Origin of the sequence: Kitasatospora sp. NPDC059577 (assembly GCF_042735475.1) — a bacterium.
Classification (GTDB): Bacteria; Actinomycetota; Actinomycetes; order Streptomycetales; family Streptomycetaceae; genus Kitasatospora.
The window spans coordinates 19,156-43,093 of the sequence record NZ_JBHWBZ010000029.1 but is presented as its reverse complement, the minus strand read 5'-3'; the positions used below and the strand labels follow the sequence as shown (position 1 = coordinate 43,093).

Below are 23,938 nucleotides of genomic sequence, written 5' to 3'. Positions count from 1 at the left end.
GGGGGGCCGGCCCCCCCGGCCCGCGCCCCGCCCTGCACCCCCCCCCCCCCCGGGCCCCCGCCCCCCGCCCGCGGGGAGGCGGCGGAGCGCTGTTCGACGTAGGCGAGGCGGTCGGCGAAGACCCGGGCCGCGTCGGGGGTGAGCGTCCGCAGCGCCACCAGGGCGGAGAAGACGACGTCGCAGAGCTCGTGCTGGACGTCCTCCCAGCTGTGGGTCACCCCCTTGCGCGGATTCTGGCCGGTGGCGCCGACCACGGCCGCGCCGACCTCGCCGACCTCCTCGGAGAGCTTGAGGATCCGCAGCAGCCGCTCCTCCCGGGGCGACAGCGTGCTCTCCGCGTCCAGCCATGCGACCAGGTGGTCGACGCTCTCCCAGATCCGGCTGTCCATGCGGCGTTGCTCCCTGCGGTGTGGTCGGTGTTGCCACGGTACGGGAGCGGCACGGCAGGCGGGCTCGGTCGGTGGCCGGCTGGTCGCTGGCTGACTGGTCGGTGCCTGGCTGGTGGGCCGGGTCGCCGTGGCTGCCCGGCCCGGTCGGTCAGCGGGTGCTGATCTTCACGTTGCGGATGTTCACGGGCAGGGTGGGGAAGCCGTCACCGGGGTTGTTCTGGTCGTCCTCGCCGGCGGCGGCGATCTTCTGCAGGACGTCCAGGCCCGCCGTGATCCGGCCGAACGGGGTGTAGGCGGGGGAGAGCTTGGTGTCCTTCCAGACGAAGAAGAACTGGCTGCCGTTGGTGTTCGGACCGGCGTTGGCCATGGCCACGGTGCCGGCCGGGTAGGTGGCGCCGGTCAGGTTCTCGTCCGGGAGGGAGTAACCGGGCCCGCCGCTGCCCGTCCCGGTCGGGTCGCCGCACTGCAGGACGTAGATCCGCTGGGTGGTGAGGCGGTGGCAGTGGCTGCGGTCGAAGTAGTCGTGCTCGGCGAGGAAGCGGAACGAGAAGGTGGTGCAGGGAGCCTTGTCGGTCAGTGCCTCGAAGGTGATCGCGCCCTGGCTGGTCCGCAGCGTCGCGCGGTAGGGCTTGGCCGCCTTCTTGGCGTCGAAGACAGGGATGCCCTTGAAGTTGTCCGCCGGCACGGCCGGTGTGTAGGTGCAGCTTGCGGTGGGGGTGGCTGCCGCGGGGGCGGAGGTGTCCGCGACGGCGGTACCGGTGCTCGCCACGAGCGGGAGGACGGTGGCGGCGGCGACCAGCGCCCAGTGCGTGCGCTTCACGTGACGGGCCTTCCGGGGGGTGGTGGACGGCTGGATTGTCATGGAGGAATCATCCACGGCCGGGTGGGGATGCGATAGGGGGCGGGACGGCCGTGGCCCGCGGGGCGCGGGTGCGTGATGGTCGGTCAGATGTGCCCCGGGGGAGGGGATTCGGGTGGGGTCGGCGGTCCGGGTGTTCCCGCCTGCCTGTCGGTCCTGTCGTGCTCGGCGGTACTGCGCTCGGCGGTGCTGTGCTCGGCAGTGTCGTGCTGCGTTCGTGTTGCGGATGTTGCCGGTGTTACGAGTGTTGCCTGTGCGGCTGAAGTTGCCGGTTTGCCGGTGGGGCTCGAGTTGCCGGTGTGATGGGACTACTCGATGGGGTCCTCCTCGGTGGGGGCGAAGAGTCCGGCGCGGGCGGCCAGGGCAGCGGCGTCGGCGGCCCGCTCGGCGCTGCGGGCGTCCAGTGGTTCCCCGGAGACGAACAGGCGGTAGTAGAGCGGGGCGGTGGCGGCTCGGACCACCTCGGCGCCGTCCGTTCCGACTGGCAACTCGCCCCGGTTGATGGCCCGTTCGGCAACCTCGGCGGCCTGTCGGTGGCGGGCCGCGAAGAAGTCGCGCAGGGCGGCCGCGCCGGCGTCGGAGCGCTGGGCGGCGGAGATCAGTGCAGTGGGGGTGGGCCCCAGCTCCGGGTCGGTGAAGACGCCGAACACTTCCTGGGTGATCCGGCGGAGGTCCTGTCGGAGGTCGCCGGTGTCGGGTAGGGGCCACGGCTGATCGGCGGAGGCGGTCAGGGCGTCGGCGACGAGTCCGTCCACACCGCCCCAGCGCCGGTAGAGCGTCGCCTTGTGGACGCCGGAGCGGATGGCGACCGCCTCGACGGTGAGGCCGTCGTAGCCGTTCTCGGTGACCTCGGCCAGCGTGGCGGCGACGACGTCCGCCCGGACCCGTGCGCTGCGGCCCCCGGGTCGCGGGGTCGGGGTGCGAGGCGGCTGCTCGGGGTAGGTGGCTCCGGTCAAAGTCGACTCCAGTCGCATTAAGGCTTGCTGCAGGGGTGGCGGTCGTGCCATGCTCATCATAATGCGACTTCAGTCGCATTTCGAGAGGAGTCCTGTGACCGCCACCGCCGTTCCCGACCCCACCGTGCTCCACCCGCTGGCCGGCCACGACCGGGTCGTGCTGCTGCGGTCGCTCGTCACCGATCCACGGATCGAGGTCGGCGAGTACACCTACTTCGACGACCCCGAGGGTGCCACCCGCTTCGAGGAGCGCAACGTCCTCTACGCGTACGGCCCCGAGCGGCTGGTGATCGGCAAGTACTGTGCGATCGCCACCGGGACCCGCTTCCTGATGGCCGGTGCGGCCCACCCGACCATCGGTGTCTCCACCTTCCCCTTCACGATGTTCGGCGGCAGCTGGACCGACCGGACCCTCGACATCGTCACCGGCCTGCCCAGCCGGGGAGACACCGTGATCGGCAGCGACGTCTGGTTCGGTTTCGGGGCGACCGTCCTGCCCGGCGTCCGGATCGGCCACGGCGCGATCATCGCGGCCGGTGCGGTGGTCACCTCCGACGTCGAGCCCTACACCGTCGTCGGAGGGAACCCCGCCCGCCCGATCCGGCGCCGCTTCGACGAGGCCGACACCGGGCGCCTGCTCCGCGCCGCCTGGTGGGACTGGCCGATCGAGCTCGTCACCGAACACGTCCGGGTGATCATGTCCGGAACCCCGGCCGACATCGAGTCGATCGCCGCCGCGAACGGCCTGCTCGACCGCTGACCATCCGGTGGCTGGAACGGCATTGATCACCGGCGGTCGGTGCGCGAGGATGGCGCCCCCTCGTTCCACGCCGCTCCCCGTCCACTGCCCGGCCTCCCGCCCGGCTCCCGGGTCCGTCCGACGCCGTACGGTCCTCACGCCCGCAGGTTCCGTTCGCCCGGAGGGATCCTCGTCATGCCCGCCTTCCTGTCCAAGGACTCGACCTCGTCGGTCCTTCGTGATCTCCCGGTGCTGCTTGTGGCAGTGGTGTGGGGGTCGAGCTTCCTCGCCGTCCAACGGGTGGCCGAGCCGGGGACGGTCGTGGCGATGCTCGTTCTGCGCTTCGGGTTGGTGCTGCCGCTGCTCGGGGCGGTCGCCTGGCGGGCGCTGCGGAGGCTGAGCCCCACCGAGTGGCTGGGCGGCGCCGCACTGGGGCTGGTGCTCAGCGGGATCTTCCTGCTGGAGACCTACGGCGCCGTGCACACCTCCGCGACCAACGCCGGGCTGATCATCAGCCTCGCGATGGTGCTCACCCCGCTCGGCGAGAGCGCCCTCGGCCGGACCGCGCCACCGCGGGCCTTCCTGGCAGCCGCCGGCCTGGCCGTTCTCGGCGTCGCCCTGCTCACCGGCGACGGCGGACTGCGGGCCCCCTCGCTCGGCGACCTGCTGGTGCTGGGTGCCGCCCTCGTCCGCTCCGCGTACGTCCTCGCCGTGGCCCGCACCCGGGCCCTTCGCGACACCGACATGCTGGCCGTGACCTGGGTGCAACTCGCGGTGGCCACCGGCGTGTTCGCCGTCGTCGCGCTCTCCGTGGGGCCGGCGCCGTGGACCGTCGCCCGCTCGTACGGGCCCGGCCAGTGGGCCTGGTTGCTGCACTTGTCCTTGTTCTGCACGCTCTTCGCCTTCTTCGTCCAGATGTGGGCGGTGCGGGCGACCTCGCCCTCGCGGGTGAGCCTGCTGCTCGGCACCGAGCCGTTGTGGGCCGCCGTCTTCGGGATCACCCTGGCCGGGAACCGGATGGGTCCGCTCGCCCTGCTCGGTGCGGCCCTGGTGCTGGTCGCGACCGAGTGGGGCCGCCGTACCGCTCCCGTGTCCCGTCCGGCCGGGGACGGGCACGGGGACGAGGTGGACGCTGCGGTGGATGCGGACCAGGGCGCCGGCGAGCAGCGGAGGGAACCGGCCTCGGCGTGATCCGTCGGTGTCGTCACCGGCGCCGCCACAGTGTCCGGCGGGCGTAGTCGATGGTGACCGCCCCGAGCAGCGGGCCCCAGGCAACCAGCGGCAGGTAGGCGCCGGTCATCACCAGGGCGGCGAAGCCGCGCGGCGAATCCGGTTCGGCCAGGTTGCGCGCCCAGCCGCCGAACAGCGCCCCCGTGCCGAGGGCGGTGAGTATCACCGAGCCCAGCAGCGCCGGGACGACCGCGGCGAGCGGCCGGACCCGGCGGCCGCCGATCAGCGGGATCCAGCGGGGCGCCACCAGCCCCCAGGGTCGGACCAGGCCGAGGGTCAGGAAGGCCAGCGCCTCGGTCAGGGCGCTCAGCACCACGCAGTAGACGGTGCCCCACCCCGGCTGGTGCGCGCCGTACGCCGCGGCCGTCGCGCCGGTGAAGCCGACCGGGACGCCGAAGCCGAAGGCGATCCGCCACACCCCCGAGGGGACGGTGCTCAGGGCCGCGGCCTTGGCGGCCAGCCGGGCCCAGCGCGGCGCCGGCGGGACGTCCGGGGCGGTCGTGCCCGCCGCCCCGGACGCGTCCCGGTGGGCGGTGGTGCGGGCGTTGATCATGAGCTTCGACACGGTGGACTCCTCTCGGCCCGGCCCCATCGGCCGGTGCGATGGCTCAAGACTGGACGCCCACCAGGGGCTCGCGGCAGTGCCGATCGGGCTGTTCCCGCTGCTCAACCGGCTTGTGAAATATGCCGATCGGCACAGGCGCGCCGTCCTTCCCGCGTCGTAATGTGACGGCAGTCGACGAGAGGTGGTGACGATGACTCAGATCCTGGCGCTGGTGGTCCCGGCCCTGCTGCTGCCGGCCTGGACGGCCCGTCGGCGGCACGGGACGGTTGCCGTGACGACCGGGCTCGGCGCGGTGTCGGTGGCGGTCTCGCTCGCGGTCCGGTTCGCCGGCCACTGGACGGAGGCGGCCCGCTGGACGGGGCTGGTCGGTCTGGTCGAACTGGCCGCGCTGCTGCTGGCGGTGGTCCTCAGCCTGCGTGCGGAGGACGGCCCGCGGAGCGCTGCGGCGGCCTGGACGGCCTGCGGAGCGGTCGCGCTCTGGCCGTCCCGGTTCGACGGGCCCGCCGACGTGCTCACCCTCTTCGGGTTCGGATCGATCCTGTCCCTGCCGACCGTGCTGATCGGGCTCTACCTGAGGGGCCTGGACGACGGCAGGGCCCGCGCGGTGGCCGAGGCCCGTCGGACCCAGCGGCTCGAACTGGCCCACGACCTGCACGACTTCGTGGCACACGACGTCAGTGGCATGGTCGCCCAGGCCCAGGCCGGGGCGTACCTGGCCTCCATCGACCCGACACGGGCGGCCGAGCTGTTCGAGCGGATAGAGCAGGCCGGGCAGCGGGCCCTGGCCTCGCTGGACCGGACCGTGCAGCTGCTGCGCAGTGAGGAAGCCGCGAACCGCAGTCCGCAGCCGGGTCTCGCCGAACTCGCACAGGTCGCCGAGCAGTTCACCGCCGCCGGTGGCGCCGCAGTCCGGTTGGAGCTGCCGGACGGGCCGGTGCCGCGGGAGGTGGGGGGCACCGTCCACCGGATCGCGGTCGAGTGCCTGACGAACGTCCGCCGGCACGCTCCGGCCGCGCGGACGGTCGAGGTCCGGGCCCGCCGCATCGGCGGACAGTTGGAGTTGACCGTGACCGACGACGGCGGGGCGCCGGCCCCGGGCGGGCGGCCGCGGCGGGGCGGCGGGAGCGGGCTCACGGGGCTCGCGGCCCGGGTGGAGGCCCTCGGCGGCTCGTTGGAAGCCGGTCCGTACGAGCGAGAGGGCTGGCGGGTGATGGCGATGCTGCCGCTGGCCGCGGCCGCCGGTGGGCCGCAGGAATCCGGGACGCAAGGATCCGGGCCACAGCGATCCGGGCCACAGCGATCCGGGACGCAAGGATCCGGGCCGCAGGGTTCCGAACCACCGGGGGCCGAGTCGGCGCGATCCGGCCGGGAACGATCGGAGGAGCCGACGCGGGTCGGCACGGGGGAGGTGCAGGGATGAGCGGTGGTACGGGCCCGGTCCGGATCCTGATCGCGGACGACCAGGCGGACGTCCGCAGTGCGTTCCGGATGATCCTGGACGTCCAACCGGACATGACGGTGGTGGCCGAGGCGGCAGACGGCGCCGCGGCGGTGGAGGAAGCGAGGAGGCTGCGGCCGGACGTGGTGCTGGCGGACATCCGGATGCCGAGGCTCGACGGTCTGGAGGTCACCAGGCAACTGTCCGGCCAGTGCAAGGTGATCGTGGTGACCACCTTCGACCTGGACGAGTACGTGCACACGGCGCTGCGGCACGGTGCGGCGGGGTTCCTGCTCAAGCGCTCGGGGCCGGTGCTGCTGATCGAGGCGGTCCGGGCGGCGATGGCCGGAGACGCGTTGATCAGCCCGCAGGTCACGGTGCGGCTCCTTCGGCACATGGCCCTTCCGGGGGCGGAGCCGAAGCCGGGGCCGCTCCCCGGTGCACAGACGTCGGGGCCGCTGACGGCGGGGCCAGTGGAGGAACTGACCGCGCGGGAACGGGAGATCGCCGAGCAGGTGGCCGACGGGGCGACCAACGCCGAGATCGGCGCGGGCCTCTTCATCTCACCGGGAACGGTGAAGAACCACCTCGCCAGCATCCAGCGCAAGCTCGGTGCCCGTAACCGGGTGGGCATCGCGGCCTGGGTGTGGGAGCAGGCGGCCGGCAACCGGTAGTCGACCCCCTGCGCACCCACGGCCGGGCTGCGCACCCACGACCGGGACTAAGGGGAACAGCTCCCGGGGCAGCGGCCGCACGAGCGCAGCCCTCGCCCCAGCCCTCGCCCCCGGCATGCGCGCGGGCAAGCGCAGGAGTCCGTGCACAGCCGCGCACGCACAGCCGCGTACGCACGCGCAGCCGTGCACGCACGCACAGCCACGCACGCACGGGCAGGCACGCCCGGAGCCCGACGGGGGAGTCGGAGGGCGGTCGGGAAGCCGGAGCGGAACCCCAGCCGACACCCACCCCGCGCGCTTGTGAACGAAGGGTCAAGCGAGCGTTCGGACCCCCGCCACCCCTCCGGGTGAGCCGCTATAACACGTCAACATGGCGCCTCGAAATTTGCTTGCTCCGACGCATAGTTGATATAGGAATACGCCCCTGACCAGCTGCTTCACAAGTAAATGCGACTGGTTGTGATCATTTGACTCCTTTGCGTCGACAAAACTGGGCATGTTCACATTCGCCACCATTCACATGGTGTCGTAGATCACAAAGATCGCGGTGAACTGCGTGTCGCAGATCACAAGCCGACGGGCATAGGATGCGCTCGTTCCAGGCTTTGTGAACTGCCTCACATGAGGTGGATCCCGGGAACCGGAACGCGGGTTCACCTCAGCGTGACCTGCCGGTTCCGATCTGCAGTCAAGGACGACTGGACGGAGGGAGCGGGGGCTATGAATGCCTACGCGCCGATCCTCGTACTCGGTGCCATCGCGGCGGCGTTCGCGGTCGGCTCCGTCGTGATGGCCTCGCTGACCGGCCCCAAGCGCTACAACCGGGCCAAGTTGGAGGCGTACGAGTGCGGCATCGAGCCGACCCCGCAGCCCGTGGGCGGCGGTCGGTTCCCGATCAAGTACTACCTGACGGCGATGCTCTTCATCGTCTTCGACATCGAGATCGTCTTCCTCTACCCCTGGGCGGTGACCTTCGACGCCCTGGGGATCTTCGGGTTGGTCGAGATGCTGCTCTTCATCGCCACCGTCTTCGTCGCGTACGCCTACGTCTGGCGCCGCGGCGGCCTGGAGTGGGACTGAGCCCAGCGGGACCGACCCCCGGAGCGGGACTGAGCGCGGGGTGGCCGCCGCCCTTGTGAACGAGCGGACAAGCCCGAACGGGCCGGACGTACCAGAGGACTTGAGGGCATTGAGAGGGATCTGATGGGAATCGAGGAGAAGCTGCCGAGCGGCTTTCTGCTCACGACCGTGGAGACGGCCGCCGGCTGGGTGCGCAAGTCGTCACTCTTCCCGGCCACCTTCGGTCTGGCCTGCTGCGCGATCGAGATGATGACCACCGGTGCCGGTCGCTACGACCTGGCCCGGTTCGGCATGGAGGTCTTCCGGGGCTCCCCCCGGCAGGCCGACCTGATGATCGTGGCGGGCCGGGTGAGCCAGAAGATGGCACCGGTACTGCGCCAGGTGTACGACCAGATGCCCAACCCCAAGTGGGTGATCTCGATGGGCGTCTGCGCCTCCTCCGGCGGGATGTTCAACAACTACGCGATCGTGCAGGGCGTCGACCACATCGTCCCGGTGGACATCTACCTGCCCGGCTGTCCGCCCCGTCCGGAGATGCTGATGGACGCGATCCTGAAGCTGCACGACAAGATCCAGCACGAGCCGCTGGGCGTGAACCGGCGCCGGGCCGAGGAGCTCGGCGAGGCGCTCGCCCTGCAGGCCACCCCGATCAGCGAGATGCGGGGGCAGCTGCGATGAACGAGCAGGTTCCCGAGACCCGCCGCGAGCGGCCGGTCCGCGAGATCCCGGTCGAGGTGGTCGGCCGCCGCCAGGGCATGTTCGGCGCGAAGGGCAGCGGTGACACCTCCGGCTTCGGCGGTCTGGCGGCGCCGGTGGTGCTGCCCGGTCCGAGCGAACGGCCCTACGGCGGTTGGTTCGACGAGGTCGCCGACGAGCTGGAGGGCGCCCTGGAGGAGCAGGGCCTGGACCCGGCGGAGGTGATCGAGAAGACCGTGGTCGACCGCGGCGAGCTCACCTTCCACGTCGACCGCGCCCACCTGTTGAGGACCGTCCGCGTCCTGCGCGACGACCCGGCGCTGCGCTTCGAGCTGTGCCTGGGCGTGAGCGGCGTGCACTACCCGGACGACAAGGGCCGCGAGTTGCACGCGGTCTACCACCTGCGCTCGATCACCCACGGCCGGCTGGTCCGGCTGGAGGTCACCGCGCCCGACGCGGACCCGCGCGTCCCGTCCGTGGTGAGCGTCTACCCGACCAACGACTGGCACGAGCGCGAGGCCTACGACTTCTTCGGCCTGGTCTTCGACGGTCACCCGGCGCTCACCCGGATCATGATGCCGGACGACTGGCTGGGCCACCCGCAGCGCAAGGACTACCCGCTCGGCGGCATCCCCGTCGAGTACAAGGGCGCCCAGATCCCGGCTCCCGACCAGCGGAGGTCGTACAGCTGATGAACACTCAGCACCACGAGGAGGCCCGCGGGGAAGCCGCGGAGGCGGACGCCCGCGAGACCACCGAGGGCCGGGTCTTCACCGTCACCGGTGGCGACTGGGGCGAGGTGGTCGAGGCGGTCGGCCGGGCCGACGACGAGCGCATCATCGTCAACATGGGTCCCCAGCACCCGTCCACGCACGGCGTGCTGCGGTTGATCCTGGAGATCGACGGCGAGACGGTGAAGGAGGCCCGCTGCGGCATCGGCTACCTCCACACCGGCATCGAGAAGAACATGGAGTTCCGCAGCTGGGTCCAGGGCACCACCTTCGTGACCCGCATGGACTACCTGACCCCGCTGTTCAACGAGACCGCCTACTGCCTCGCGGTCGAGAAGCTGCTCGGCATCACCGACGACGTCCCGGAGCGGGCCGGTGTCATCCGCGTGATGATGATGGAGCTCAACCGGATCGCCTCGCACCTGGTCTGCCTGGCCACCGGCGGCATGGAGATCGGCTCCACCACCCTGATGATCTACGGCTTCCGGGACCGCGAGCTGATCCTGGACGTCTTCGAGCTGGTCACCGGCCTGCGCATGAACCACGCGTACGTGCGCCCGGGCGGCCTCGCCCAGGACCTGCCGCCCGGCGCCGTCGACCAGATCCGCGAGGCGGTCAAGGTCTTCCGCTCCCGGATGCACGAGTACGACAAACTCGCCACCGGGAACCCGGTGTTCAAGGCCCGTCTGGTCGACGTCGGCTTCCTGGACCTGCCCGGCTGCCTGGCCCTCGGCGCCACCGGCCCGATCCTGCGGGCCACCGGCCTGCCGCACGACCTGCGCAAGTCGGACCCGTACTGCGGCTACGAGGACTACGACTTCGAGGTCGCGATCGCCGACAGCGCCGACTCCTACGGCCGGTTCCTGATCCGGCTGGAGGAGATGAAGCAGTCGCTGCGGATCGTGGAGCAGTGCCTGGACCGGCTGCGCCCGGGCCCGGTCATGGTGGCCGACAAGAAGATCGCCTGGCCCGCCCAGCTGGCCGTCGGCCCGGACGGGATGGGCAACTCCCTCGACCACATCCGCAAGATCATGGGCACCTCGATGGAGGCCCTGATCCACCACTTCAAGCTGGTCACCGAGGGCTTCCGGGTCCCGGTCGGCCAGGCGTACGCGGCGGTCGAGTCGCCCAAGGGCGAGCTGGGCGTGCACGTGGTCAGCGACGGCGGGACGCGCCCGTACCGGGTCCACTTCCGGGACCCGTCGTTCACCAATCTGCAGACGATGGCGGCGATGTGCGAGGGCGGCCAGGTGGCCGACGTGATCGTCGCGGTGGCCGGGATCGACCCGGTGATGGGAGGCGTGGACCGGTGAGCAACGTCGAACTCGGACTGCCGGCGCTGCCGGCCGCACCGTACCCCGAGGAGGTGCGCGCCCGGCTGGCCGCCGACGCCGCCGAGCTGATCGCCCGCTACCCGCAGGCCCGTTCGGCCCTGCTGCCGCTGCTGCACCTGGTGCAGGCCGAGGAGGGCTTCGTCAGCCCGACCGGGATCCGGTTCTGCGCCGAGCAGTTGGACCTCACCACCGCGGAGGTCACGGCCGTCGCGACCTTCTACACCATGTACCGGCGCCGCCCGGCCGGGAAGTACCACGTCGGGGTCTGCACCAACACCCTGTGCGCGGTGCTCGGCGGTGACCAGATCTTCGCCGAGCTCCAGGAACACCTGGGGGTGCGCAACAACGAGACCACCGAGGACGGCGAGGTCTCGATCGAGCACATCGAGTGCAACGCGGCCTGCGACTACGCGCCCGTGGTGATGGTCAACTGGGAGTTCTTCGACAACCAGACCCCGGAGAGCGCCCGGCAGCTGGTCGACGACCTGCGCGCGGGCCGCGAGGTCCGGCCCACCCGGGGTGCCCGGCTGTGCGGCTTCAAGGAGACCGCCCGGATCCTGGCCGGCTTCCCGGACGAGCGCCCGGGAGCCAACGACGAGTCCGGTGCCGGCGGCGCGCCCTCCCTGGCCGGACTGCGGCTGGCCCGCGGCGAGGCCCTGCCCGGCACCCCCGGAGCCCGAGTGGTCTCGCCCCGCCCCGAGCCGCCCCGCAACGACGCGGCCCGCGCCGAAGCACCGCAGACCGAAGCGCCCCGCGCCGAAGCACCGCAGACCGAAGCGCCCCGCACCGAGGGCACCGGCCAGGAAGGGAGCGAGGCGTGATGACCTCCGCCGAGCCGGCCGAGAAGCTGCTCACCCCCGTCCTGTCCGACCCCTGGGACGACAGCCGTCCCTGGACGCTCGACACCTACCGCCGCCACCACGGCTACGAGGGCCTCAAGGCGGCTCTCGCCATGCCCCCGGACGACGTGATCGCCCTGGTCAAGGACTCCGGTCTGCGCGGCCGCGGCGGCGCCGGCTTCCCCACCGGCATGAAGTGGCAGTTCATCCCGCAGAACGACGGCAAGCCGCACTACCTGGTGGTCAACGCGGACGAGTCCGAGCCGGGCACCTGCAAGGACATCCCGCTGCTGTTCGCCAATCCGCACTCCCTCATCGAGGGGATGATCATCGCCTCCTACGCGATCCGCTGCGACCACGCCTTCGTCTACCTGCGCGGCGAGGTCGTCCCGGTGCTGCGCCGGCTGCACGCGGCCGTGGCGGAGGCCTACGAGGCGGGTCTGCTCGGCCGGAACATCCTCGGTTCCGGCGTCGACCTCGACATCACGGTGCACGCCGGCGCCGGCGCGTACATCTGCGGCGAGGAGACGGCGCTGCTGGACTCGTTGGAGGGCCGCCGCGGCCAGCCCCGACTGAGGCCCCCGTTCCCGGCGATCGCCGGCCTGTACGCCTGCCCGACGGTGGTCAACAACGTCGAGTCGATCGCCTCGGTGCCGCCGATCCTGGCCCGCGGCAAGGAGTGGTTCAAGGGCCTGGGTACCGAGAAGTCCCCCGGCTTCACGCTGTACTCGCTCTCCGGCCACGTCACCAACCCCGGCCAGTACGAGGCCCCGCTGGGCGTCACCCTGCGCCAGCTGCTCGACCTCAGCGGCGGCATCCGTGCCGGGCACCGGCTGAAGTTCTGGACCCCGGGCGGCTCCTCCACGCCGATGTTCACCGACGAGCACCTCGACGTCCCGCTGGACTACGAGGGTGTCGGCGCGGCCGGCTCGATGCTCGGCACCAAGGCGCTCCAGGTCTTCGACGAGACCACCTGCGTGGTGCGGGCGGTGACCCGGTGGACGGAGTTCTACGCCCACGAGTCCTGCGGCAAGTGCACCCCCTGCCGGGAGGGCACCTACTGGCTGGTCCAGCTGCTCCAGCGGGTCGAGGCCGGCGAGGGCGTCGAGGGGGACCTGGAGAAGCTCCTCGACATCGCCGACAACATCAACGGCAAGTCCTTCTGCGCGCTGGGTGACGGTGCGGCGAGCCCGATCGTCTCCTCGCTCCAGCACTTCCGGGCCGAGTACGAGCAGCACCTGGCCGAGCGCCGCTGCCCGTTCGACCCGGCAGCCTCCACCGTCTGGGCCGACGGCCCCCGCCCCGGCCACCAGTCCGCCACCGAAAGGGAGGTGCACGCGTGACGATGACAGAGCCAACCGCCTCCACGGGAGAGAAGCCCGCGGTCGAACTGGTCACGCTCACCATCGACGGCGTCGAAGTGCAGGTCCCCAAGGGGACGTTGGTGATCCGCGCGGCCGAGGCCGTCGGCACCCAGATCCCGCGCTTCTGCGACCACCCGCTGCTCGACCCGGCCGGCGCCTGCCGCCAGTGCATCGTCGAGGTCGAGGGCCAGCGCAAGCCGGTCGCGTCCTGCACGATCCCGGTGGCCGAGGGCATGGTGGTGCGCACCCAGCTCAGCTCGCCGGTGGCCGAGAAGGCGCAGCGCGGCGTGATGGAGCTGCTGCTGATCAACCACCCGCTGGACTGCCCGGTCTGCGACAAGGGCGGCGAGTGCCCGCTGCAGAACCAGGCGATGTCCAACGGCGCCGCCGACTCCCGCTTCGAGGGGATGAAGCGCACCTACGAGAAGCCGGTGCCGATCAGCAGCCAGGTGCTGCTGGACCGCGAGCGCTGCGTGCTGTGCGCGCGGTGCACCCGCTTCTCGCAGCAGATCGCGGGGGACCCGTTCATCGACCTGGTGGAGCGCGGGGCGCTGCAGCAGGTCGGCACCGGTGAGGGGGACGACTTCGAGTCGTACTTCTCCGGGAACACCATCCAGATCTGCCCGGTGGGCGCGCTGACCTCGGCGGCCTACCGGTTCCGCTCGCGCCCCTTCGACCTGGTCTCCTCGCCGAGCGTGTGCGAGCACTGCGCGGCGGGCTGCGCGCAGCGCACCGACCACCGGCGCGGCAAGGTGCTGCGCCGGCTGGCGGGCGAGGACCCGGCGGTGAACGAGGAGTGGAACTGCGACAAGGGCCGCTTCGCCTTCCGCTACGCCCAGCAGCGGGACCGGCTGACCACCCCACTGGTGCGGGTGGACGGTGAGCTGGTGCCGGCCTCCTGGCCGGAGGCGCTGGCGAGGGCCGCCGGGGGTCTGCGCGGGTCCCGGACGGGCGTGCTGACCGGTGGCCGGGTGACGGTCGAGGACGCGTACGCGTACGCCAAGTTCGCGCGGGTGGTGCTGGGCACCAACGACGTGGACTTCCGGGCCCGCCCGCACAGCGGCGAGGAGGCCGACTTCCTGGCCGCGGCGGTCGCCGGGCGCGGCGTGGACGTGGACGGCTCGGGCGTGACGTACGAGCGGCTGGAGCAGGCGCCGGCGGTGCTGCTGGCGGGTTTCGAGCCGGAGGAGGAGTCGCCGATCGTCTTCCTGCGGCTGCGCAAGGCGGTCCGCGGCCGCGGCCAGAAGGTGTACTCGGTGGCCGCGTTCGGTTCCCGGGGCCTGGCGAAGCTGCGCGGTGTGCTGCTGCCGGCCGCGCCGGGCACCGAGCCGGAGTGGTTCGCGGCGCTGGCGGCGGACGAGCCGCTGAACGACGAGGCGGGCCGGGCGGCCGAGCTGCTGCGCACGCCGGGTGCGGTGATCCTGGCGGGCGAGCGGCTGGCCGCGGTGCCGGGCGCACTGACGGCGGTGCTGCGGCTGGCGCACGCGACCGGCGCCCGGCTGGCGTGGGTGCCGCGCCGGGCGGGTGAGCGCGGAGCCGTGGAGGCCGGCGCGCTGCCGGGGCTGCTGCCCGGTGGCCGTCCGGTGGCCGCTGCGGCGGCGCGGGCCGAGGCGGCCGCGGCGTGGGGGGTGGCGGAGCTGCCGTCCGGGCCGGGCCGGGACACCGACGGGATCCTGGCGGCGGCCGCGCGGGGCGAGCTGGAGGCGCTGCTGGTCGGCGGAGTGGATCCGGACGACCTGCCGGACCCGGTGCTGGCCGACGAGGCGCTGGCGGCGGTCCCCTTCGTGGTGTCGCTGGAGCTGCGGCCCTCGGCGGTGACGGCGCGCGCGGACGTGGTGCTGCCGGTGGCGGCGGTGGCGGAGAAGGCCGGCACCTTCCTGGACTGGGAGGGCCGGGTGCGGATGTTCGAGTCGGCGCTCAAGCCGGACCAGCAGATGGGCCGTCACCTGCAGTCCGACCTGCGGGTGCTGAGCATGCTGGCGGACGCGCTGGGCCACCGGCTGGGCCTGGCCGACGTCCGGGCGGCGCGGCTGGAGCTGGACGGCTTCACCCCCTGGGAGGGCGACCGCCCGGTGGACCCGGCGGCGCACCCGGGTCTGTTGCCGCGACCGGCCACCGGCCAGGCGGTGCTGGCGGGTTGGCGCATGCTGCTGGACGGCGGCGTGCTGCAGCAGGGTGATCCGCACCTGGCGGGCACCCGGCACCCGGCGGTGGCCCGGATCTCCGCCGAGACGGCGAAGGAGGTCGGCGCCGAGGCGGCTGCCGCGCTGCGGCTGACCGGCCCGGCGGGCTCGCTGACCCTGCCGCTGGAGGTCACCGACTCGATCCCGGACCGCACGGTCTGGATCCCGTTCAATTCCACGCCGGGCGGCGCCCACCGCGCGCTCGGCACCACGGTCGGCCACCTGGTCACGATCGCCGCGGCCGAGGCCGCGCCCGAGCCGGCGGCGCAGGCCCCGGCCGAGGCGGCCGCGGCCGTAGGGGAGGACCGATGACGACTCCGCAGCCGTACGAGACGCTCCAGTTCTTCGGCCAGGACCCGTGGTGGCTGGTCCTGCTGAAGGCGGTGTTCTGCTTCGCCTTCCTGGTCCTGACGGTGCTGATCGCGATCGTCTGGGAGCGCAAGGTGGTGGCCTGGATGCAGTTGCGCATCGGGCCGAACCGGCACGGGCCGTGGGGCCTGCTGCAGTCGCTGGCGGACGGCGTGAAGCTGGCGCTGAAGGAAGACCTGGTGGTCACGGGCTCGGACAAGGTGGTCTACATCCTGGCCCCGATCGTCTGTGCCATCCCGGCGTTCATGGCCTTCGCGGTGATCCCGTTCGGCCCGGCGGGCGACGAGGTGTCGATCTTCGGCACCCGGACGCCGCTGCAGCTGACCGACTTCCCGGTGGCGCTGCTGTACATCCTGGCGACGGCCTCGGTGGGCATCTACGGCATCGTGCTGGCGGGCTGGTCCTCCGGTTCGACGTACCCGCTGCTGGGCGGGCTGCGTTCGTCCGCGCAGATGATCAGCTACGAGATCGCGATGGGTCTGTCCTTCGCGGCGGTGTTCATCTACTCGGGTTCGATGTCGACCTCGGAGATCGTGGCGCACCAGCAGCCGACCTGGTTCGCGGCGCTGCTGCCGGTGTCGTTCATCGTCTACGTCATCGCGATGGTGGGGGAGACCAACCGGGCGCCGTTCGACCTCCCGGAGGCCGAGGGCGAGCTGGTCGGCGGCTTCAACACCGAGTACTCCTCGCTGAAGTTCGCGATGTTCATGCTGGCCGAGTACGTGAACATGGTGACGGTCTCGGCGGTGGCCTCGACGCTCTTCCTGGGCGGCTGGCGGGCCCCGTGGCCGGTGTCGACCTTCTGGGAGGGCGCCAACCACGGCTGGTGGCCGATGCTGTGGATCATCCTGAAGATCCAGCTGCTGCTGTTCTTCTTCATCTGGCTGCGCGGCACGCTGCCCCGGTTGCGCTACGACCAGTTCATGAAGCTGGGCTGGAAGGTGCTGATCCCGGTCTCGCTGGTCTGGCTGGTGCTGATCGCGAGCGTGCGGGCGCTGCGCAACGAGGGCTACGGCTTCGGCGAGGTGGTGCTGTACGTGGGTGCCCCGGTCGGGGCGGTGCTGCTGCTGGCGCTGGTGCGGGACTTCCTGAGGAAGCAGCCTGAGGAGGAACAGGCGCCCCCGAAGGGCGAATTCGATCCGATGGAGGGCGGCTACCCGGTGCCGCCGTTGCCGGGTCAGGTGCTCCCGCCGGTGCCGCGCCGGCGCAGCCGCGCCCCGAAGCAACTCCAGGACGCCCTCAACGGGGCCGACCATTCCGAAGGGAGCTGAACCGAGATGGCGTCTGACCAGTCTGATCAGTCCGACCGGTCCGACCGCACGGACGGGCCCGAGCGGGCCGACCGGCCGTCGATCCTCGGCCCGGCCGCCGGCTTCGGCGTGACCTTCAGGGCCATGTTCAAGAAGCGGCTCACCGAGCAGTACCCGGAGCAGAAGAAGCCCACTGCTCCGCGCTTCCACGGCCGCCACCAGCTGAACCGGCATCCGGACGGCCTGGAGAAGTGCATCGGCTGCGAGCTGTGCGCGTGGGCGTGCCCGGCCGACGCGATCTACGTGGAGGGCGAGGACAACCGGGAGGAGGAGCGCTACTCGCCGGGCGAGCGTTACGGCGCGGTCTACCAGATCAACTACGCCCGCTGCATCCTGTGCGGGCTGTGCATCGAGGCCTGCCCGACCCGGGCGTTGACCATGACCAACGAGTACGAGCTGGCCGACTCCTCCCGGCGGGACCTGATCTTCACCAAGGAGCAGCTGCTGGTGGGCCTGTCCGAGGGCATGGTCGACACCCCGCACGCGATCTTCCCGGGCACCGACGAGGGTGCGTACTACCGGGGCGAGGTCACCGCGGCGGCGCCCGGGACGGTCCAGCAGGAGCGCACCGACCGGGAGAAGGAGGTGCAGCAGTGATCGGGCAACTCGCGGCCGCGACCGGGACGACCTCCACCGGCGAGGCCGTCCAGTTCTGGGTGCTCGCGGTGATCGCGGTCGGCGGCGCCCTCGGGATGCTGCTGATGCGCAAGGCCGTGCACAGTGCGCTCTGCCTGGCGGCCACCATGATGGCGCTGGCGGTCTGTTACATGGCCGAGGGCGCGGTGTTCCTGGGCGTGGTGCAGATCGTGGTCTACACCGGCGCGATCATGATGCTGTTCCTGTTCGTGGTGATGCTGGTCGGCGTCACCAGCGAGGACTCGCTGAAGGAGCAGCTGAAGGGGCAGCGGTTCGCCGCGGTGCTGTGCGGCCTGGGCTTCGGCGTGCTGCTGATCGCAGGGATCGCCAACGCGAAGCTGGACCACTTCACCGGGCTGGGCGAGGCGAACGCCGAGGGCAACGTGCCCGGCCTGGCCCGGCTGATCTTCACCCGGTACGTGTGGGCCTTCGAGGTCACCGGCGCGCTGCTGATCACCGCGGCGATCGGCGCGATGGTGCTGACGCACCGCGAGCACGTGAAGGCGCCGAGGACCCAGCGCGAGTTGGCGGCGCAGCGGGTCAGGGACAACATCCAGCTGCCGCCGCTGCCGGCGCCGGGCGTGTACGCGCGGCACAACGCGGTGGACGTGCCGGGCCTGCTGCCGGACGGCACGGTCGCCGAGGACTCGGTGATGGCGACGCTGCGCGAGCGCGGCCAGGTCCGGGACGTCAGCCAGGCGATGCTGCGGCGGATGGCGGAGCTGGAGAACAGCACGGCGGACTGGCTGGGCCGTCCGTCCTCCGAGCGGCCGGCGGTGACCGGTCCGCGCAAGTCGCTGGAGCCGGTGCCGGTGCCCGCGAACGGCGAGCACGGCGAGCACGGCGAGGCCGGCGGGGACGGCCCGGCCGGCGAGGAGGGCGCGCAGTGAATCCGGTCAACTACCTTTACCTGTCAGCCTTGTTGTTCACCATCGGCGCCTCCGGGGTGCTGATCCGGCGGAACGCGATCGTGCTGTTCATGTGCGTGGAGCTGATGCTCAACGCCTCGAACCTGGCGCTGGTGACCTTCTCCCGGATGCACGGGACCCTGGACGGTCAGATCATCGCGTTCTTCACGATGGTGGTCGCGGCGGCCGAGGTCGTGGTCGGCCTCGCCATCATCGTCTCCATCTTCCGGACCAGGCATTCCGCTTCGGTCGACGACAGCAATCTGATGAAGCTGTAGGCGGAGGGCCTTCGGTGAACTCTCTCATTCCGCTGCTGGTGGCGGCTCCACTGGCCGGCGCCGTCCTGCTGCTGCTCGGCGGCCGCGCGCTGGACCGGTTCGGCCACTGGGTGGCCACGGCGCTCGCGGCGCTCTCGTTCGGCTTCGGCCTGGCGCTCCTGTCCGACCTGCTCGGCCGGGACGCCGAGCACCGGACCGTCATCGAGTACCTCTACACCTGGATCCCGGTGGACGGCTTCCAGGCCGACATGTCCTTCCGGCTCGACCAGCTGTCGATGACCTTCGTCCTGCTGATCACCGGCGTCGGCACGCTGATCCACGTCTACTCGGTCGGCTACATGGCGCACGACGAGCGCCGACGCCGCTTCTTCGCGTACCTGAACCTGTTCCTGGCGGCCATGCTGCTGCTGGTGCTCGCCGACAACTACCTGCTGCTGTACTTCGGCTGGGAGGGCGTCGGCCTGGCCTCGTACCTGCTGATCGGTTTCTGGCAGCACAAGCCGAGCGCGGCGACGGCGGCGAAGAAGGCGTTCATCGTCAACCGGGTCGGCGACATGGGCCTGTCGATCGCGATCATGCTGATGTTCGCCGAGTTCGGCTCCTTCTCCTTCGGCCCGGTCTTCGGCGGCGCGCACGAGGCGAGCGAGGGCAAGCTGACGGCGATCGGCCTGATGCTGCTGTTGGCGGCCTGCGGCAAGTCGGCGCAGGTGCCGCTGCAGTCCTGGCTCGGGGACGCCATGGAGGGCCCGACCCCGGTGTCGGCGCTGATCCACGCGGCCACCATGGTGACGGCCGGCGTCTACCTGATCACCCGCTCCTCGGCGATCTTCGACCTGGCGCCGGACGCGCAGACCGCCGTGGTGGTGGTCGGCGCGGTCACGCTGCTGTTCGGTGCGATCGTCGGTTGCGCCAAGGACGACATCAAGAAGGCGCTGGCCGGTTCGACCATGTCGCAGATCGGCTACATGGTGCTGGCGGCCGGGCTCGGCCCGATCGGCTACGTCTTCGCGATCATGCACCTGGTGACGCACGGCTTCTTCAAGGCCGGGCTGTTCCTCGGCGCCGGGTCGGTCATGCACGGCATGAACGACGAGGTGAACATGCGTCACTACGGCGGCCTGCGCAAGTACTTGCCGGTCACCTTCGTCACCTTCGGCCTCGGCTACCTGGCGATCATCGGCTTCCCCGGCCTGTCCGGCTTCTTCTCCAAGGACAAGATCATCGAGGCGGCCTTCGCCAAGGGCGGCACCGAGGGCTGGATCCTCGGCCTGTGCACGCTGGTCGGCGCCGCCGTCACCGCGTTCTACATGACCCGGGTGATGCTGCTGACCTTCTTCGGCGAGAAGCGCTGGCAGCCCGACGCCGACGGCAACCCCCCGCACCCGCACGAGTCGCCGAAGAGCATGACGATCCCGATGGTCCTGCTGGCCCTGGGCTCGGTCTTCGTGGGCGGGGTGTTCGCCTACAACGACTCCTTCCTGAAGTGGCTGGAGCCGGTCACCGGGTACTCGGAGGGCGACTCGCCGCTCGCCCCGCTGACCGTCACCCTGCTGACGACGGTCTGCATGGTCGCGGGCGTCGCCTTCGCGTACGTGGTGTACGGGCGCTCGCCGGTCCCGGTGGTGCCGCCGGTCGGCTCCCCGCTCACCCGGGCCGCCCGCCGCGACCTGCTCCAGGACGAGTTCAACCACGCGGTGCTGGTGCGGCCGGGCTCGGCGCTCACCGCGACGCTGGTCTACTTCGACAGCCGCGGCCTGGACGGCTTCGTCAACGGCCTGGCCGCCGCGATCGGGGGCCTGTCCAGCCGGCTGCGGCGGATCCAGAACGGCTTCGTCCGCACGTACGCGCTCTCCATGTTCGGCGGCACGCTGGTGCTGGTCGCCACGACTCTCCTGATGAGGTCCGTCTGATGACTCGCGCAGATTCCACGTGGGGGGTGAGCGCATGAGCGCCCTGCTGTCCGTCACCTGCGCCGTCCCGGCGGCCGGCGCGGTGCTGACCGCCGCCCTGCCCGCCGGGTCGAACGAGGCCCGGCGCAGGACCACCAAGTCCGTCGCCCTGGGCGTCTCGGCCGTCACCCTGGTGCTGGCCGTCCTGGTGGCGGTCCGCTTCGAGCCCGGCGGCGCCCGCTACCAGCTGACCGAGTCGTACAGCTGGATCCGCTCCTTCGGCATCAGCTTCTCGCTGGGCGTGGACGGCATCGGCGCCGTCCTCGCCCTGCTCACCGCGGTCCTGGTGCCGGTGGTGATGCTCGCCTCCTGGCACGACGCCGATCCTCCCTCCTCGCCCGCCGACGGGAAGGAGGGGCCCAGCCCGGCCCGGCCCGACGGCACGTTCGAGAACCGGCGGCGGACCCAGGGCTTCTTCGCCCTGATCCTGGCGGTGGAGGCGATGGTGGTCGTCTCCTTCTACGCCACTGACGTCTTCCTCTTCTACGTGTTCTTCGAAGCCATGCTGATCCCGATGTACTTCCTGATCGGCGGCTTCGGCGACCGGGCCGGCGGCCCGGAGTCGGCGCGCCAGCGCTCCTACGCGGCCGTCAAGTTCCTGCTGTACAACCTGCTCGGCGGCCTGGTCATGCTGGCCGCCGTGATCAGCCTGTACGTGATCGCGCAGGACCAGGGCTTCGGCACCTTCGACCTGCCGACGCTCACCTCGGCGGTCGCCGACGGGAAGCTGCAGCTGTCCGGCACCGCCGAGAAGGCGCTCTTCCTGGGCTTCTTCTTCGCCTTCGCGGTGAAGGCCCCGCTGTGGCCGCTGCACACCTGGCTGCCGAACGCGATGGGCGAGGCCACCGCCGGCACCGCGGTGCTGATCACCGCGGTGGTGGACAAGGTCGGCACCTTCGCGATGCTGCGCTTCTGCCTCGGGCTGTTCCCGCACGCCTCGAAGACCTTCGCCCCGGCGATCCTGGTCCTCTCGCTGATCGGGATCGTCTACGGCGCGCTGCTGGCGATCGGCCAGAAGGACATCAAGCGGCTGGTCGCCTACGCCTCGATCTCGCACTTCGGCTTCATCATCATGGGCATCTTCGCCCTGACCAGCCAGGGCCAGAGCGGCGCCACCCTCTACATGGTCAACCACGGCCTCTCCACCGCCGCCTGGATGCTGGTGGCCGGCTTCCTGATCTCCCGCCGCGGCTCGCGCCTGATCGCCGACTACGGCGGCGTGCAGAAGGTCGCCCCGGTGCTCGCCGGGACGTTCCTGATCGGCAGCCTGGCCACCCTGTCGCTGCCCGGGCTCGCCCCGTTCGTCAGCGAGTTCCTGGTGCTGGTGGGCACCTTCACCCGCTACCCGGCGATCGGGATCGTCGCGACCTTCGGCATCGTGCTGGCCGCGCTGTACGCCCTGCTGCTGTACCAGCGCACCATGACCGGCCCGGTGAAGGAGGGCGTGCGCGCGATGCCCGACCTCAAGGCGCGCGAACTCGCCGTGGTCGCCCCGCTGGTGGCGCTGACCGTCCTGCTCGGCGTCTACCCCAAGCCGCTCACCGACCTGGTCAACCCCTCGGTGAACGCGACGCTCTCGCAGGTCCACGAGACCGACCCGGCGCCGGCCCACCCGGTCGCCGCCACCTCAGGAGGTGAGCAGAAGTGAGCCCCACCGCAGTGCTCGCCGCCGCCGGCGGCAACACCCCCAGCATCCCGGCGCCGCACATCGAGTACGGCCAACTCTCCCCGATGCTGGTGGTGTTCGGCGCCGCCGTGGCCGGGATCCTGGTGGAGGCCTTCGTGCCCCGCCGGTACCGGCACTGGACGCAGGTGACGATCGCGCTGGCCGGCCTGGTCGGCGCCTTCGTCGCCGTGGTGGTGCTCGCCGTGCAGAGCCACGGCTTCACCCGGATCGACCTGCTGGCCATGGAGTCGGTCGCGCTGGACGGCCCGGCGCTGTTCCTGCAGGGCGTGATCCTGCTGGCCTCGGTGGTCGCGGTGCTCACCTACGCCGAACGGCGGCTGGAGCCCAAGGCCGGCGGCCTGCCCGCCGACGCCTTCGCCGCCCAGGCCGCCGCCACGCCCGGCGGCGAACAGGAGCGGGCCGCGGTCCGGGCCGGCTTCGCCACCACCGAGGTCTTCCCGCTCACCATGTTCGCGGTCGGCGGGATGCTGCTGTTCCCCGCCGCCAACGACCTGCTGACCATGTTCGTGGCGCTGGAGGTCTTCTCCCTGCCGCTGTACCTGCTGTGCGCCCTGGCCCGCCGCCGCCGGCTGCTGTCCCAGGAGGCGGCGGTCAAGTACTTCCTGCTCGGCGCCTTCGCCTCGGCGTTCTTCCTGTTCGGCACCGCGCTGCTGTACGGCTACGCGGGCAGCGTGAAGCTCGGCGACATCGGGGACGTCATCTCCGGCAAGGCGATGACCACCCCCGCGCAGCTCAGCAGCACCCGGAGCGACGTGCTGGTGCTGACCGGCCTGGCGCTGCTGGCGGTGGGCCTGCTGTTCAAGGTCGCGGCGGTGCCCTTCCACTCCTGGACCCCGGACGTCTACCAGGGCGCGCCGACCCCGGTGACCGGCTTCATGGCGGCGGCGACCAAGGTCGCGGCCTTCGGGGCCTTCCTGCGGCTGTTCTACGTGGCCTTCCCCGGCCTGCGGCTGGACTGGCGGCCCGTGATGTGGGGCGTGGCGATCCTGACCATGGTGGTGGGCGCGCTGCTGGCGGTGACCCAGCAGGACGTCAAGCGGCTGCTGGCGTACTCCTCGATCGCGCACGCCGGGTTCATCCTGACCGGCGTGATCGCCGTCAACAAGCAGGGCATCTCCTCCGTGTTGTTCTACCTGCTGGCGTACTCCTTCGTGACGCTCGGCGCGTTCGCCGTGGTCACCCTGGTGCGCGACTCCAAGGGTGAGGCGACCCACCTGTCCAGCTGGGCCGGGCTCGGGCGGCGGTCCCCGCTGGTCGCGGCGGTGTTCGCGCTGTTCCTGCTGGCCTTCGCCGGCATCCCGCTGACCTCCGGCTTCACCGGGAAGTTCGCGGTCTTCCAGGCCGCGGCGAGCGGCGGGGCGACACCGTTGGTGATCGTCGGTGTGCTGAGCTCGGCGGTGGCCGCGTTCTTCTACATCAGGGTCATCGTGCTGATGTTCTTCTCGGACCCGCAGCCGGGCGGCCCCACCGTGGCCGTCCCGAGCGCCTTCACGGCGACCGCGATCGGGGTGGGGGTGCTGGTCACGCTGGGTCTCGGCGTGCTGCCGCAGTACTTCCTCGACCTCGCGTCGAAGGCCTCGCTGTTCGTGCGCTGACCCGGCGCGTCCACCGAAAACCGACGAACACCCGTCCGGGCCGCGCCCCCGGCGCCGGGCGCCGACGGGGGTTTGGGGGACTCCCGGGGCCGGTGCTTTCGGGCGGGGTCGCGGGCGTGTTTGCGTGCG

Annotated in this window: 21 protein-coding genes and 1 pseudogene; 18 read left to right on the top strand and 4 right to left on the bottom strand. The window is 71.6% G+C overall.

Translation table 11 applies throughout. The features are described from left to right. The 3 genes from ACFV0O_RS22600 to ACFV0O_RS22590 all read right to left on the bottom strand — a co-directional run. The coding region (locus tag ACFV0O_RS22600; protein ID WP_380344582.1) for a MazG-like family protein at positions 1-389 on the bottom strand (389 nt) is incomplete at its 3' end. Positions 390-537: 148 nt separating this feature from the next. Further along, entirely contained in the window at positions 538-1,251 is a 714-nt protein-coding gene (locus ACFV0O_RS22595; RefSeq protein WP_380344579.1) for a peptidylprolyl isomerase, read from the bottom strand. Positions 1,252-1,556: 305 nt separating this feature from the next. After that, positions 1,557-2,204, bottom strand: a complete 648-nt coding sequence (locus ACFV0O_RS22590) for a TetR/AcrR family transcriptional regulator (RefSeq protein WP_380344576.1) — start codon at positions 2,202-2,204, stop codon at positions 1,557-1,559. Positions 2,205-2,265: 61 nt separating this feature from the next. Here ACFV0O_RS22590 and ACFV0O_RS22585 point away from each other — a divergent pair, with 61 nt between their 5' ends. After that, on the top strand, positions 2,266-2,964 hold the full coding sequence (locus tag ACFV0O_RS22585) for a CatB-related O-acetyltransferase (RefSeq protein ID WP_380344573.1): 699 nt from the start codon (positions 2,266-2,268) through the stop codon (positions 2,962-2,964). Between the two features lie 174 nt (positions 2,965-3,138). Then, positions 3,139-4,134: a DMT family transporter gene (locus ACFV0O_RS22580; RefSeq protein WP_380344570.1), complete on the top strand. Its 996-nt coding sequence runs from the start codon at positions 3,139-3,141 to the stop codon at positions 4,132-4,134. A gap of 13 nt (positions 4,135-4,147) precedes the next feature. Here the strand turns inward: ACFV0O_RS22580 and ACFV0O_RS22575 are convergent, their stop codons facing one another. Then, positions 4,148-4,738: a hypothetical protein gene (locus ACFV0O_RS22575; protein WP_380344567.1), complete on the bottom strand. Its 591-nt coding sequence runs from the start codon at positions 4,736-4,738 to the stop codon at positions 4,148-4,150. A 190-nt stretch (positions 4,739-4,928) separates the two neighbouring features. Between ACFV0O_RS22575 and ACFV0O_RS22570 the strand changes: the two genes are divergently transcribed. From ACFV0O_RS22570 to nuoN, 16 genes and pseudogenes are all read left to right on the top strand, one after another. Beyond that, positions 4,929-6,158, top strand: coding sequence for a sensor histidine kinase (locus tag ACFV0O_RS22570; protein ID WP_380344564.1), 1,230 nt, complete (start codon positions 4,929-4,931; stop codon positions 6,156-6,158). Beyond that, a complete protein-coding gene (locus tag ACFV0O_RS22565; RefSeq protein WP_360257042.1) occupies positions 6,155-6,850 on the top strand; it encodes a response regulator transcription factor in 696 nt (231 codons plus the stop codon). Before ACFV0O_RS22570 ends, ACFV0O_RS22565 begins: the two co-directional genes overlap by 4 nt. 720 nt (positions 6,851-7,570) lie before the next feature. After that, entirely contained in the window at positions 7,571-7,930 is a 360-nt protein-coding gene (locus ACFV0O_RS22560; RefSeq protein WP_030060100.1) for an NADH-quinone oxidoreductase subunit A, read from the top strand. A gap of 123 nt (positions 7,931-8,053) precedes the next feature. After that, a complete protein-coding gene (locus tag ACFV0O_RS22555; protein WP_360257040.1) occupies positions 8,054-8,608 on the top strand; it encodes an NADH-quinone oxidoreductase subunit B family protein in 555 nt (184 codons plus the stop codon). Next, positions 8,512-9,318, top strand: a pseudogene (locus ACFV0O_RS22550) (NADH-quinone oxidoreductase subunit C); the annotation flags it as partial. The gene ACFV0O_RS22555 and the pseudogene ACFV0O_RS22550, both read left to right, overlap by 97 nt. Then, the gene (locus ACFV0O_RS22545; RefSeq protein ID WP_380344559.1) at positions 9,318-10,670 is read left to right on the top strand and encodes an NADH-quinone oxidoreductase subunit D; all 1,353 of its coding nucleotides are present in this window, start codon (positions 9,318-9,320) and stop codon (positions 10,668-10,670) included. The pseudogene ACFV0O_RS22550 and the gene ACFV0O_RS22545, both read left to right, overlap by 1 nt. Further along, complete coding sequence (gene nuoE / locus ACFV0O_RS22540) at positions 10,667-11,512, top strand: NADH-quinone oxidoreductase subunit NuoE (RefSeq protein WP_380344557.1); 846 nt, start codon at positions 10,667-10,669, stop codon at positions 11,510-11,512. The genes ACFV0O_RS22545 and nuoE overlap by 4 nt, the downstream gene beginning before the upstream one ends. Beyond that, on the top strand, positions 11,512-12,873 hold the full coding sequence (gene nuoF / locus ACFV0O_RS22535; protein WP_380344554.1) for an NADH-quinone oxidoreductase subunit NuoF: 1,362 nt from the start codon (positions 11,512-11,514) through the stop codon (positions 12,871-12,873). Before nuoE ends, nuoF begins: the two co-directional genes overlap by 1 nt. Before the next feature lie 2 nt (positions 12,874-12,875). After that, positions 12,876-15,389 (top strand): NADH-quinone oxidoreductase subunit G, encoded by a 2,514-nt coding sequence (locus ACFV0O_RS22530; RefSeq protein ID WP_380344551.1) that lies wholly within the window; start codon positions 12,876-12,878, stop codon positions 15,387-15,389. Next, positions 15,386-16,717: an NADH-quinone oxidoreductase subunit NuoH gene (gene nuoH, locus ACFV0O_RS22525; protein WP_380344549.1), complete on the top strand. Its 1,332-nt coding sequence runs from the start codon at positions 15,386-15,388 to the stop codon at positions 16,715-16,717. The genes ACFV0O_RS22530 and nuoH overlap by 4 nt, the downstream gene beginning before the upstream one ends. A gap of 6 nt (positions 16,718-16,723) precedes the next feature. After that, positions 16,724-17,353, top strand: a complete 630-nt coding sequence (gene nuoI / locus ACFV0O_RS22520; RefSeq protein ID WP_380344547.1) for an NADH-quinone oxidoreductase subunit NuoI — start codon at positions 16,724-16,726, stop codon at positions 17,351-17,353. Beyond that, positions 17,350-18,282, top strand: coding sequence for an NADH-quinone oxidoreductase subunit J (locus tag ACFV0O_RS22515; RefSeq protein ID WP_380344545.1), 933 nt, complete (start codon positions 17,350-17,352; stop codon positions 18,280-18,282). The genes nuoI and ACFV0O_RS22515 overlap by 4 nt, the downstream gene beginning before the upstream one ends. Next, positions 18,279-18,578 (top strand): NADH-quinone oxidoreductase subunit NuoK, encoded by a 300-nt coding sequence (gene nuoK, locus ACFV0O_RS22510; protein WP_030235394.1) that lies wholly within the window; start codon positions 18,279-18,281, stop codon positions 18,576-18,578. Before ACFV0O_RS22515 ends, nuoK begins: the two co-directional genes overlap by 4 nt. A 14-nt stretch (positions 18,579-18,592) precedes the next feature. Beyond that, a complete protein-coding gene (nuoL, locus tag ACFV0O_RS22505; protein ID WP_380344542.1) occupies positions 18,593-20,488 on the top strand; it encodes an NADH-quinone oxidoreductase subunit L in 1,896 nt (631 codons plus the stop codon). Positions 20,489-20,522: 34 nt separating this feature from the next. Next, positions 20,523-22,175, top strand: coding sequence for an NADH-quinone oxidoreductase subunit M (locus ACFV0O_RS22500; protein ID WP_380344539.1), 1,653 nt, complete (start codon positions 20,523-20,525; stop codon positions 22,173-22,175). After that, positions 22,172-23,809: an NADH-quinone oxidoreductase subunit NuoN gene (gene nuoN / locus ACFV0O_RS22495; protein WP_380344536.1), complete on the top strand. Its 1,638-nt coding sequence runs from the start codon at positions 22,172-22,174 to the stop codon at positions 23,807-23,809. The genes ACFV0O_RS22500 and nuoN overlap by 4 nt, the downstream gene beginning before the upstream one ends. Positions 23,810-23,938 lie beyond the last annotated feature (129 nt).

Coding starts and splice junctions, on each gene's coding strand:
- ACFV0O_RS22530 (WP_380344551.1), top strand. CDS start 12,876: ATGACAGAGCCAACCGCCTCCACGGGAGAGAAGCCCGCGGTCGAACTG.
- nuoF (WP_380344554.1), top strand. CDS start 11,512: ATGACCTCCGCCGAGCCGGCCGAGAAGCTGCTCACCCCCGTCCTGTCC.
- ACFV0O_RS22580 (WP_380344570.1), top strand. CDS start 3,139: ATGCCCGCCTTCCTGTCCAAGGACTCGACCTCGTCGGTCCTTCGTGAT.
- nuoI (WP_380344547.1), top strand. CDS start 16,724: ATGGCGTCTGACCAGTCTGATCAGTCCGACCGGTCCGACCGCACGGAC.
- ACFV0O_RS22585 (WP_380344573.1), top strand. CDS start 2,266: ATGCGACTTCAGTCGCATTTCGAGAGGAGTCCTGTGACCGCCACCGCC.
- ACFV0O_RS22545 (WP_380344559.1), top strand. CDS start 9,318: ATGAACACTCAGCACCACGAGGAGGCCCGCGGGGAAGCCGCGGAGGCG.
- ACFV0O_RS22555 (WP_360257040.1), top strand. CDS start 8,054: ATGGGAATCGAGGAGAAGCTGCCGAGCGGCTTTCTGCTCACGACCGTG.
- nuoH (WP_380344549.1), top strand. CDS start 15,386: ATGACGACTCCGCAGCCGTACGAGACGCTCCAGTTCTTCGGCCAGGAC.
- ACFV0O_RS22570 (WP_380344564.1), top strand. CDS start 4,929: ATGACTCAGATCCTGGCGCTGGTGGTCCCGGCCCTGCTGCTGCCGGCC.
- ACFV0O_RS22500 (WP_380344539.1), top strand. CDS start 20,523: ATGAGCGCCCTGCTGTCCGTCACCTGCGCCGTCCCGGCGGCCGGCGCG.
- ACFV0O_RS22560 (WP_030060100.1), top strand. CDS start 7,571: ATGAATGCCTACGCGCCGATCCTCGTACTCGGTGCCATCGCGGCGGCG.
- ACFV0O_RS22565 (WP_360257042.1), top strand. CDS start 6,155: ATGAGCGGTGGTACGGGCCCGGTCCGGATCCTGATCGCGGACGACCAG.
- ACFV0O_RS22595 (WP_380344579.1), bottom strand. CDS start 1,251: ATGACAATCCAGCCGTCCACCACCCCCCGGAAGGCCCGTCACGTGAAG.